The sequence below is a fragment of the Streptomyces sp. NPDC005648 genome, from assembly GCF_040605395.1.
In the GTDB taxonomy this organism is placed as follows: domain Bacteria; phylum Actinomycetota; class Actinomycetes; order Streptomycetales; family Streptomycetaceae; genus Streptomyces.
The window spans coordinates 149,047-160,118 of the sequence record NZ_JBEXCS010000011.1; the positions used below are offsets into that span (position 1 = coordinate 149,047).

At 69.5% G+C, this 11,072-nt stretch carries 9 protein-coding genes; 5 read left to right on the forward strand and 4 right to left on the reverse strand.

What is annotated here, in order from left to right; all coding sequences use genetic code 11:
• Positions 1–38: 38 nt before the first annotated feature.
• The gene (locus ABZT17_RS09420; protein WP_356345837.1) at positions 39–1,286 is read right to left on the reverse strand and encodes a glycosyltransferase; all 1,248 of its coding nucleotides are present in this window, start codon (positions 1,284–1,286) and stop codon (positions 39–41) included.
• Between the two features lie 453 nt (positions 1,287–1,739).
• On the opposite strand from ABZT17_RS09420, the gene ABZT17_RS09425 reads away from it, so the two are divergent.
• Complete coding sequence (locus ABZT17_RS09425) at positions 1,740–3,578, forward strand: polysaccharide deacetylase family protein (RefSeq protein WP_356345839.1); 1,839 nt, start codon at positions 1,740–1,742, stop codon at positions 3,576–3,578.
• Positions 3,575–4,624, forward strand: coding sequence for a hypothetical protein (locus ABZT17_RS09430; protein WP_356345841.1), 1,050 nt, complete (start codon positions 3,575–3,577; stop codon positions 4,622–4,624). Before ABZT17_RS09425 ends, ABZT17_RS09430 begins: the two co-directional genes overlap by 4 nt.
• 47 nt (positions 4,625–4,671) lie before the next feature.
• Here the strand turns inward: ABZT17_RS09430 and ABZT17_RS09435 are convergent, their stop codons facing one another.
• A complete protein-coding gene (locus tag ABZT17_RS09435; protein WP_356345843.1) occupies positions 4,672–5,583 on the reverse strand; it encodes a rhomboid family intramembrane serine protease in 912 nt (303 codons plus the stop codon).
• 140 nt (positions 5,584–5,723) lie between these two features.
• Between ABZT17_RS09435 and ABZT17_RS09440 the strand changes: the two genes are divergently transcribed.
• The gene (locus tag ABZT17_RS09440) at positions 5,724–6,446 is read left to right on the forward strand and encodes a VWA domain-containing protein (protein ID WP_356345845.1); all 723 of its coding nucleotides are present in this window, start codon (positions 5,724–5,726) and stop codon (positions 6,444–6,446) included.
• An 88-nt stretch (positions 6,447–6,534) separates the two neighbouring features.
• Complete coding sequence (locus tag ABZT17_RS09445) at positions 6,535–8,160, forward strand: cytochrome bc complex cytochrome b subunit (protein WP_356345847.1); 1,626 nt, start codon at positions 6,535–6,537, stop codon at positions 8,158–8,160.
• On the opposite strand, the gene ABZT17_RS09450 is transcribed toward ABZT17_RS09445, so the two are convergent.
• On the reverse strand, positions 8,135–9,097 hold the full coding sequence (locus ABZT17_RS09450) for an acyl-CoA dehydrogenase family protein (RefSeq protein WP_356345849.1): 963 nt from the start codon (positions 9,095–9,097) through the stop codon (positions 8,135–8,137). The genes ABZT17_RS09445 and ABZT17_RS09450 overlap by 26 nt on opposite strands.
• A complete protein-coding gene (locus ABZT17_RS09455; RefSeq protein WP_356345851.1) occupies positions 9,097–10,236 on the reverse strand; it encodes an acyl-CoA dehydrogenase family protein in 1,140 nt (379 codons plus the stop codon). Before ABZT17_RS09455 ends, ABZT17_RS09450 begins: the two co-directional genes overlap by 1 nt.
• Positions 10,237–10,286: 50 nt before the next feature.
• Here ABZT17_RS09455 and ABZT17_RS09460 point away from each other — a divergent pair.
• Positions 10,287–11,072, forward strand: a 786-nt coding sequence (locus ABZT17_RS09460; RefSeq protein WP_356345853.1) for an SDR family oxidoreductase, incomplete at its 3' end; no start/stop codon positions are given.

Here is an 11,072-nt window from a genome sequence, read left to right on the forward strand (position 1 = left end):
TGAGCGAGGGTGATGAGCGAGGGTGAGGTGCCGCGGGCTCAGGTGCGGGCGGTCTTGAGCCAGCCCCGCTGGCCGGTGAGCATCCGCCAGAAGCCCCACCAGCCGGCGGCGAACCATATGTAGCCGTAGAACACGAAGACATGGGCGATCAGCACGGAGCGCACCAGTCCCAGGTCGCGCTCACGCTTGGCGTACACATAGCCGTACGCGTAGGCGGTCGTGAACGAGAGCAGATACGGGCCCAGCAGCCACATCGGTGACACCAGCGGGTGGCCGACCTGGAAGGAGGCCACGGTGGTGGCGCCCAGGGCGACGAGGAACGACAGCGGCAGCAGCGAGGTGAGCAGGATCAGCACCGGGCTGGAGAGGTGGTACAGCATGTCCAGCGCGGCCCGGGTCGGGACGTCCCTGAGGATGAGCGGGACGAGTCCGGCCGACTGCAGATGGCCCTGGAACCAGCGGGACCGCTGGCGGATCAGGCGCCTGAGACTCAGCACGGCCTGCTGGGAGACCGCCGCGGTGGTGCAGTGCATATTGGTCCAGCCCTTGGCGATCAGCCGGACGCCGAGGTCGAGGTCCTCGGTGAGGCTGTCGCTCCAGGGGCCGTCCCCGTCGAGCGTGTTGAGCGCCGCGAGCCGCATGAACTGCCCGTTGCCGCCCATGCCCACGCTGCCGATGAAGCGGCGTGCGCTCTGGAAGACATCGCCGTAGACGACGAACTCCATGTCCTGCATACGGGCCAGCAGGCCGAGGTGGCGGTTGTACATCCGCACACAGACCTGCACCGCGCCCGTCCCCGGGTCGTCGAAGAAGGGGTCGACCGACTGCACGATGTGCGGATCGAGCCGCCCGTCCGCGTCGACGACGCACAGGACGACATTCTCGGGTGCGTGTCCGGCCAGCACTCCGGATTCCCTGAGATACCGCACTCCGTCGTTGAGCGCGGCGCCCTTTCCCTTGCGTGCGTTCGGCGGGTTGCGCCGGTGCAGGCGGACCAGTGCCGGGTCGGCGGCCAGGGCGATCTCACTGGTCCGGTCGTCCGAGCCGTCGTCGATGACCAGGGCCATGAAATTCCGGCTGGGCAGCGAGGTGATGCGTTCCAGGCTTTCGGAGAGCACCTTCTCCTCGTTGAGGCAGGCGAGCAGGAATACATAGAACCGTTCTCTGCGATCGGTCCTGGAACGGCGAATTCTGCGCCTGGAGAGCAGAAAAAGACTCGTGTTGTAACAGGCCGCCATCACGATCAGAGTGATGCTCGACCACAGGAGCAGCTCAGTGATCACCACTGCCCCAAGCTTTGGCCTGCGCTTTCAGTGCCTGCCGGCGCAGTCGAATCCGTGCCAGCAATACCAGACAGGCGACCAGGCAGTAGAGCATGAATCCGGCCCCGGCTGTTGCCTGTAGGGCTTTGGCCAAAGGGAGCCCGGGTATCGCTTCGGGCGTGGCCATCGCCCCGGCCAGGGGCAGCAGCGCCCCCAGGGCGGGTCGTCCGTACATTGTCCCCCCATATTTCAAAGCGCGTCCCCAACGCGCGAAGGAGAACCTAGCAGACTCCCGGACCGGCTCAGGACAGTATTCGGAAACGGGCATGTTCGATCTTCCAGTAGGGTCTAATGGTCCGCCGGGAAGTAATGAATGGCTTCCTGTTCGAATAATCCTTTGCCGGTCATCGGTAAAGTGGGGGGAAGTAAGTGAAATCAGTGACCCGTCATCGCAGACGGACAATCTCGAAACTTTCCGTGTGCCTTCTGATCGTCGCCGCAGGGGTCAGCGGCACTTTCCTGGCCGCGAACAGCCAGGCCGCCGGTGGGGGACACGGGCACGGCCATGAGGCGATCGGGGGCAGGTCCGGGCTCAGCCGGGTCGACCTCAAGGGCTGGGCGACCGCCCAGCTCAAGGCCGACCAGGCACGCCACGACAAGCCGCACCCCAAGGCCCCGAAGACCGCGAAGGCCGGCCCGTCGTCGCTGACCACCCAGCTGACCGCCGAGACCCCGGTCAGCGCGGCGACGGCCGTGACCCGGCAGGCGGTCCGGCTGAAGCCCGCCGAGGCCGCCGCGGCCACCCCGAGCGCGCTGGTGCTCTACGACACGGCGGGCCCCTACGGCCAGCTGGGCGAGCTGTACGCGATGGCCACGGCCAACCTGGCCGGCCACTTCGGCACCGTGACGGCCAAGCCGGTCCAGCAGTACACCGCCGGGATGATCAACTCGTACTCGGCCGTGATCTACATCGGCTCGACCTACTACGGCGGCGACATCCCGGACGCGATCCCGGCCGCGTTCTACTCGGACGCCGCCGCGAGCAGCAAGCCCGTGATCTGGATGGGTGCCAACATCTGGAACATGGCGAACTCCACGGGCCTGGCCGCCTTCACCCAGAAGTACGGCTGGGACCCGACGAACTCGTACTACGACGACGGCGGTTCGGTCGGCACCGTGTCGCAGGTGACGTACAAGAACCAGGCCCTGACCCGGACCGTCCCGGCCGGACAGGACGGCGGGGTGCTGCGCCCCGCCGTCCTCACCGGCGGCGGATATCCCGCGGTCGACACGCTCGCACAGGGCCTGGACTCCTCCACCGGCCACACCTTCGGATGGGCGATCCGCTCCTCGAACCTCACCTACATCGGTGAGATCCCGTTCGCCTACGTCTCCGAGAGCGACCGGGTCGTCGTCGCCGAGGACCTCCTCTTCGACGCGCTCGCGCCGGACACCGCCGAGCGACACCGCGCGATGGTCCGCCTGGAGGACATCAGCCCCGACTCGGACCCGACCGAGCTCAAGGCGATGGCCGACTACCTCAAGTCGGAGAACATCCCGTACGGCATCAACGTGATCCCCGTCTACACGGACCCCAAGGGCACCTACAACAACGGGACCCCGCAGACGATCACGCTCGCCCAGCGGCCGCAGGTGGTCAGCGCCCTGAAGTACATGCTGGCCAGGGGCGCGGTCCTGATGGACCACGGCTACACCCATCAGTACGGCAACGTGGCCAACCCCTACGACGGCGTCACCGGCGACGACTTCGAGTTCTACCGGGCACACGTCGACTCTGCGAACAACGTGGTCTACGACGGCCCGGTCGCCGAGGACTCCGCCCTCTGGGCGCAGACCCGGGTGACCAGCGCGCTGGCCGCCTTCACCCTCGCCGGGCTGCCGAAGCCGACGCTGTGGACCACCCCGCACTACGCGGGCTCCGCCGCCGACTACAAGGTGTTCGGCGCCAACTTCTCGGCCCGCCTGGAGCGTTCGCTGTACTTCTCCGGCACCCTCAGCGGCAAGTCGGCCGGGGCCAACACCTTCATCGGGCAGTTCTTCCCGTACGTGGTGAAGGACGTGTACGGCACCAAGGTGCTGCCCGAGGACATCGGCAACTACGAACCGGAGGCCTTCAACAACCATCCGGCGCGGCTGCCCGCCGACCTCATCGCCTCGGCCAAGGCCAACCTGGCCGTCCGCGACGGGTTCGCGAGCTTCTTCTACCACCCGTACTACCCGCTCCAGCCCCTGAAGGACACGATCGCCGGGATCAAGGCCCTCGGCTACACCTTCGTCAGCCCGAGCAGCCTGTGAGGGCACGCAGTGCGAGGAGGAGGACCGTCGCCGCAGCCGCGGTGGCGGTCCTCCTCGCCGCGACGGGGTGCGCCACGGACACCACGACCAAGGGGAACAGCGGTTCGGGCAAGGACAGTCCGATCGTCCGGGGCATCACCCTGCCCTCCTGGTACCGCAGCGACTACGACAGCCCGGCCGCCGACCGCTATCTGCGGGGCATCCGGGCCACCGGTGCCCGCTGGGTCACCTTCACCCCGACCTGGTACCAGCGGCGCGTCGGCGACTCCTCGCTGCACACCACCGAGGAGACCGCGAGCGACGGCAGTCTGCGCCGGATCGTGCGCCGCGCCCACGCCCTCGGCCTCAAGGTGATGATCAAGCCGCACGTCGACCTGCCGGGCGACGTGGACCGCGCCGAGATCCGCCCGCGCGACCGCGCCGCCTGGTTCACCTCCTACCGGCGCTTCATCACCCACTACGCCGACCTCGCCGCCGCCACCGGTACGGAACTGTTCGCGGTGGGCACCGAACTCGCGGGCGTCTCCGGCGACCCGGACCCCTGGCGGAAGGTGATCGAGGTCGTCCGCGACCACTACGACGGCACACTCACCTACGCCGCCAACTACGACGAGTACCAGAGGATCACCTTCTGGAAGGACCTCGACCTGATCGGCATCGACGCGTACTGGCCCCTGTCGGACGAGCCCACCGACGACCCGGCCCGGCTGCGCCGCGCCTGGCGGCCGATCCGCGACGAACTCGCCGCCTTCGCGGGCCGCCAGGGCCGCCGCGTCCTGTTCACCGAGGCCGGGTACGTCAGCCAGCGCGGCACCACGACAGCTCCGTACTCCTGGACGGTCAGCTCTCACCCCGCCCCCGCCGAACAGGCCGCCGGCTACCGGGCGTTGCTCGACTCCTTCAGCGGCAGCCGCTGGTGGGCCGGCGTGTGCTGGTGGATGTGGGACGACTGGCCGGACAGCGGGGAGACACCGGTGAGCCTGGCGTACACCCCGCGCGGGAAGCCGGCGGAGCAGGTGCTGCGGGAGAAGTGGGGCGGTTCGTAGGAGGTGGTTCGTCGCGGTCGTGGTCGTGGTCGGGGTCGGGTTCGCGGTCACACGGTCAGTTCCGCGACCTTCGCCATCGCCAGGATCACCAGCAGCGCCAGGAGGGCGACGCACGCGCCCGCCTGGACGAGGTCGCGGCGCTGGTCACGGGGGGCGTAGGCGTAGGCGAGGGTCACCACGCCGCCCGCCAGCAGGCCGCCGAGGTGGCCCTGCCAGGAGGTGGCCCACGCCGAGACCACCAGCCACAGCATCAGGCCCGCCATGAACTGGTTGACGCCCCTCATGTCGGCACCGAGGCGCCGGGCCATGACGTAGTACGCGGCGCCGAGTCCGAAGATCGCGCCGGACGCGCCCAGGGTCGCCTCGTCGGGCGCGATCAGCAGCACCAGGACCGAGCCGCCGAGCGCCGACAGGAAGTACAGGGCGATGTAGCGGATCCGGCCGAGCTGGGACTCGACCACCCGGCCGATGGTCCACAGCGACACCATGTTCATCACGATGTGGGTGATCCCGAAGGTCCCCTCGGTGGGCGGCAGATGCAGGAACGCGCCGGTGATCAGGCGGTACCACTCACCGCCGACGAGGCCTTCGGGGTGGAGGTACGAGGGGTAGTTGTTCAACCACACGTAGTGGGTGCCGTCGGGCCCCACCAGCCCTCTGCCCAGCATCTCGAATCTGTCCACGATCGAGGGACGTACCAACTCGCCCAGGTAGGCGAGCACATTGAGCGCGATCAGTACGTACGTCACCAGGGGCGCCGAAGTGATCCGGCCGCCGAACGCCGTCCGCGCCTGCCGTATCGAGCGCGCCCCCTCCTTCACGCACTCGGGGCACTGGTGGCCCACGGCCGCCTCGCGCATACAGGAGGGGCAGATGTAACGGTCGCAGCGGGTGCAGCGGACGTGGGACTCCACCTTGGGGTGGCGATAGCAGGTGGTGACGGTGGACTCGGATTCCACGGCCGGCTCCTCGGAAGCGGATGGGGATGGGGATCGGGAGGGGAGGGGGGAGGGGACGGTGACAGCGACGGACGGTGAACCGGTGGGGTCGGCGGCGAACAAAATAACGAACGCCGGTGACGGATGGGAGAGTAGGGGCCATGGTTGCGATCAGTCTGAAGAAGGTCGAGGAGACCGCGCCCGCGCTGGTCAGCCTCTACAAGAGCGCCGGGGTCTCACTGCGCAGGCACGGCCTGGAGGGGCTGCGGGCCGCGGTCTACCTGGTGGTCGACTACTCGGGCTCCATGAAGCCGTACTACCAGGACGGCTCGGTGCAGGCGCTCGCCGACCGGGTGCTCGGACTGTCCGCGCACCTCGACGACGACGGACGGGTGCCGGTGGTCTTCTTCTCCACGGACGTCGACGCCGAGACCGACATCGCGCTGGCCGAGCACGAGGGCCGGATCGAGAAGATCGTGGCCGGCCTCGGACACATGGGAAAGACCAGCTATCACCTGGCGATGGACGCGGTCATCGACCACTACATGGACAGCGGGTCGCGGGAGCCCGCCCTCGTCGTCTTCCAGACCGACGGCGGCCCGATCAACAAGCTCGCCGCGGAACGGTATCTGTGCAAGGCGGCGAAGCTGCCGCTGTTCTGGCAGTTCGTGGGCTTCGGGGACCCCGGCAGCAAGCAGTTCGACTTCCTGCGCAAGCTCGACGAGCTGGCGGTGCCGGGCCGGCGGGTCGTGGACAACGCGGGGTTCTTCCACGCCGGTGCCGATCCCGGGAAGGTGTCCGACGCCGAGCTGTACGACCGGCTGGTCGGGGAGTTCCCGCAGTGGCTGGCCGCCGCCCGGGCGCAGGGCATCGTACGGGCCTGAGTCACCCGCGGGGCCGTTCGTACGCACCGTTGGCTTGGCCGGGCCTCCGTGTCACCCTGAGGATGATCCGACGGGGAGGCGACGACACATGGACGGCGCACGATCGGGGAACGGACCGGCGAGCTCGGGCGAGCGGCTCGCCGACTGGGCCGACGGGCGGCTCGGGCTGTATTCGCTGGCCAAGGCCAATATGCGCAAGGTCTTCCCGGACCACTGGTCCTTCATGCTCGGGGAGATCTGCCTCTACAGCTTCCTCATCCTGATCCTCACCGGCGTCTATCTCACCCTGTTCTTCGAGCCCAGCGGCGCCGAGGTGATCTACCACGGCTCGTATGTGCCGCTCAACGGCGTGTCGATGACCAAGGCGTACGAGTCGACCCTGCACATCAGCTTCGATGTGCGCGGCGGCCTGCTGATCCGGCAGATCCACCACTGGGCGGCGCTGGTCTTCGTGACCGGCATGCTGGTGCACATGATGCGGGTGTTCTTCACCGGCGCCTTCCGCAAGCCCCGCGAGCTCAACTGGCTGTTCGGCTGGACCCTGCTGATGCTCGGCATCATCACCGGTCTGACCGGCTACTCACTCCCCGACGACCTGCTCTCCGGCACCGGTATCCGCTTCGCCGACGGCGCGATCCTGTCGATCCCGATCGTCGGGACGTATCTGTCGATGTTCCTGTTCGGCGGGGAGTTCCCGGGCCACGACATCATCTCGCGGCTCTTCCCGGTCCACGTCCTGCTGCTGCCCGGGCTGATGCTGGGGCTGGTGGTCGCCCATCTGATCCTGGTCTTCTACCACAAGCACACCCAGTACCCCGGGCCCGGACGCGACCAGAAGACCGTGGTCGGCATGCCCTTCCTGCCGGTCTACATGGCCAAGGCCGGCGGCTTCTTCTTCCTGGTCTTCGGAGTCCTGGCGATCATGGGCGGCATCGCCAGCATCAACCCCGTGTGGGCCTTCGGCCCCTACCGGCCGGACCTGGTGACCACCGGCGCCCAGCCCGACTGGTACCTCGGCTTCTCCGAGGGGCTGATCCGGGTGATGCCAGGATGGGAGATCAACGCCTGGGGCCACACCCTGGTGCTGGGCGTTCTGATCCCCTTCTCGCTCTTCCCGCTCATCCTGCTCGCCCTCGGCCTGTATCCCTTCGTCGAGGCGTGGATCACGGGCGACAGACGCGAGCACCACATCCTGGACCGGCCCCGCAACGCACCCGTCCGCACCGGCCTGGGCGTCGCCTGGCTGGCCCTGTACGTGGTGCTGCTGATCGGCGGCGGCAACGACATCGTGGCCACCCATCTGCATCTCTCCATCAACGCGATCACCTGGTTCGTGCGGATCGCCTTCTTCGTGGCGCCGGTCGTCGCCTTCGTCGTCACCAAACGGGTCTGTATGGGCCTGCAGCGCCGCGACCGGGACAAGGTGCTGCACGGCAGGGAGACCGGCATGATCCGGCGGCTGCCGCAGGGAGAGTTCGTCGAGGTGCACGAACCCCTTCCACAGGACCAGCTGTTCACCCTCACCCAGCACGAACAGGCGCCGCCCTACGAGATCGGGCCGCGCGTCGACGCCAACGGTGTGCGCCGGCCGGTCACCGTCTCCCAGCGGCTGCGCGCCCGGCTGGCCCGGGTGATGTTCGGGCCCGACGCGCGGATCGCCAAGCCGACGGCCGAGGAGTACCGGGAGCTCACCAGCGGCGACCACCGCCACTGACCACCACGGCCCGGCACTCCCGCGGGCTGCCCCAGGCGGTGCGCAGGGCCCGGGCCTTGGTCAGCCACAGGGACAGGTCGTACTCCGCGGTGTACCCGAGCGCGCCGTGCAGCTGCAGCGCGGTGCGCGCGGTGGCGTACGCCGCCTCGCACGCCGTGACCTTGGCGGCGGCGACATCGGCGGGGGCCAGGGTGAGCGCTGCGCCGAACAGCAGGGGGCGTGCGAACTCCAGTGCGATCTTCGCGTCGGCCAGCCGGTGCTTGACGGCCTGGAAGGAGCCTATGGGGGCACCGAACTGGGTGCGCTGCTTCACGTACGCGACGGTCCGCTCGAGGAGGGCGAGACCGACGCCGAGCGCCTGGGCGGCGGTGGCGAGGCGGGCGTACGCCAGGGCGTGCTCCACGGGCGGCTCGGGGGTGAGGAGTTCGCCGCCCGGGGTCAGGGGGGTGAGGCGGCGGGCGGGGTCGAGGGAGGAACGGACCGGACCGTGACCGGGGGCCAGGCGGAGGCCGTCGGATGCCAGCGAGAGACGGACGTCGGCCACCTCGCCGTCCAGGGCGTACGACCCCTCGTGCGCCACCGTCGCCATCGTCTCGCCCGACGCCAGCGACGGCAGCAGGCGCTTGGCGGCCGGGCTGGGCTCGCCGAGCAAGGTGGCCGCGACGACCGTCTCCACCACAGGTCCCGGTACGGCGTGCCGCCCCAACTCCACGAAGGCGACGGCGAGTTCCACGGGACGGGCACCCAGTCCGCCGTACTCCTCCGGTACGGCCAGAGCGAACACCCCCGCCTCGGCGACACGGCGCCACAGCGCACGTCCGCTCGCCGGTGCACCGCGGCTCCACTCCCTTGTGACGGACGGCGTGTCGGAGGCGGTGAGCAGGGCGTCCAGCGAGGCCGCGAACGCCCGCTGTTCGGCGTCGAGCAGAAAACGCATCAGCGGCGTCCCTTCGGCAGGCCCAGCAGACGCTCGGCGATGATGTCGCGCTGGATCTCGTTGGTGCCCGCGTAGATCGGGCCGGCGAGGGAGAAGACATAGCCCTCCGCCCAGGCCGTGTCCGCCGACTCGCCCTCCTCGCCGAGCAGGTCGAGGGCCGTCTCGTGCAGCGCGATGTCGTACTCCGACCAGAAGACCTTGTTCAGGCTGGACTCGGGGCCGATGGAGTCGCCGTCCAGGAAGCGGGAGGCGGCGGCCGCGGTGAACAGCTGGTACGCGCGGGCGCCCATCAGCGCGTCCGCCACCCGGTCCTGTGCGTACGCCGGGCTGCCCTGTTCGCGCCAGAGGTCCAGCAGACGGCCGGCCGCGGCCAGGAAGCGGCCGGGGGAGCGCAGCATCAGCCCCCGCTCGTTGCCTGCCGTCGACATCGCGATCCGCCAGCCCTCGCCGTGTGCTCCGATCACGTCCTCGTCCGGAACAAACACCGCGTCCAGGAACAGCTCCGCGAAGGCGGGCTTTCCGTCCAGGCGGCCGATCGGGCGGACGGTGACCCCGGGTGCGCGCAGGTCGAACATCAGGTAGGTCAGGCCCTGGTGGGGTCTCGGCGCGTCCGGGTCGCTGCGGAACAGGCCGAAGGCGCGGTCGGCGAAGACGGCCCGGGACGACCAGGTCTTCTGCCCGGTCAGCAGCCAGCCGCCGTCCGTGCGCACCGCTCGCGATCTCAGGGAGGCCAGATCGGAGCCCGCCTCGGGCTCGGACCACGCCTGTGCCCAGATCACCTCGCCCCTCGCCATGGACGGCAGTACCCGCGCCCGCTGCTCCTCGGTGCCGTGGTCGAAGAGGGTCGGCGCCAGCAGACTGATCCCGTTCTGACTCACCCGCCCCGGCGCGCCCGCCGCCCAGTACTCCTCCTCGAAGGCCAGCCAGCGCGGCAGACCGGCGTCCCTTCCGCCGTACCGGGCCGGCCAGTTGACCACCGACCAGCGGTCCGCGGCCAGCTCCGCCTCCCACGCCCGGTGCGCCGCGAAGCCCTCCGCGGTCTCCAGGGACGGCAGCGGGCCGGCCGGTACATGCGCGGTGAGCCAGGCCCTGGCCTCCGCGCGGAACGCTTCGTCGGCACGCGAGTCGATGAGATCCACGGTCGTCGCCCTCCTTCCCTAACAAGTGTTTGGTAGATTAGCGTGGACCTATGACAACGGTCGAGACTCCGGCGTACGTCCCCGGGCACGGCCTGCTGACCGGCCGCACCGCCGTCATCACCGCGGCGGCCGGAGCGGGCATCGGCGGCGCCACCGCGCGCCGTTTCCTGGAGGAGGGTGCCCGCGTGCTGATCAGCGACGCCCACGTTCGGCGCCTCAAGGAGTACGAGGCGGAGCTGGCGGGGGAGTTCGGCGCGGGGTCGGTGGCGGCCGCGGTGTGCGACGTGACCGACGAGGCCCAGGTGGGGGCGCTGTTCGAGGCCGCCGTGCGGGAGCACGGGAGGGTGGACGTCGTCGTCAACAACGCCGGTCTGGGCGGCACCTCGGACCTCGTCGACATGACCGACGAGCAGTGGTCGCGCGTGCTGGACGTGACGTTGAACGGCACGTTCCGGTGCACCAGGACCGCTCTGCGGCTGTTGCGCGCACAGGGGCTCGGCGGGGCCATCGTCAACAACGCGTCCGTCGTCGGCTGGCGCGCCCAGGCCGGGCAGGCGCACTACGCCGCCGCGAAGGCCGGGGTGATGGCGCTGACCCGGTGCGCGGCGCTGGAGGCCGCCCAGTACGGGGTGCGGGTGAACGCGGTCTCGCCGAGCCTCGCCATGCACCCGCACCTGGTGAAGGTGACGACCCCGGAACTGCTGGCCGAACTGACCGCGCGCGAGGCCTTCGGGCGCTACGCGGAGCCCTGGGAGGTGGCCAATGTGATCGTGTTCCTCGCCTCCGGCTACTCCTCGTACATGACGGGGGAAGTCGTCTCCGTGAGCAGTCGGCAT

Excerpts from the sequence above, each read along its gene's own strand:
- ABZT17_RS09445 (WP_356345847.1), top strand. The coding sequence starts at position 6,535 with ATGGACGGCGCACGATCGGGGAACGGACCGGCGAGCTCGGGCGAGCGG.
- ABZT17_RS09450 (WP_356345849.1), bottom strand. The coding sequence starts at position 9,097 with ATGCGTTTTCTGCTCGACGCCGAACAGCGGGCGTTCGCGGCCTCGCTG.
- ABZT17_RS09440 (WP_356345845.1), top strand. The coding sequence starts at position 5,724 with ATGGTTGCGATCAGTCTGAAGAAGGTCGAGGAGACCGCGCCCGCGCTG.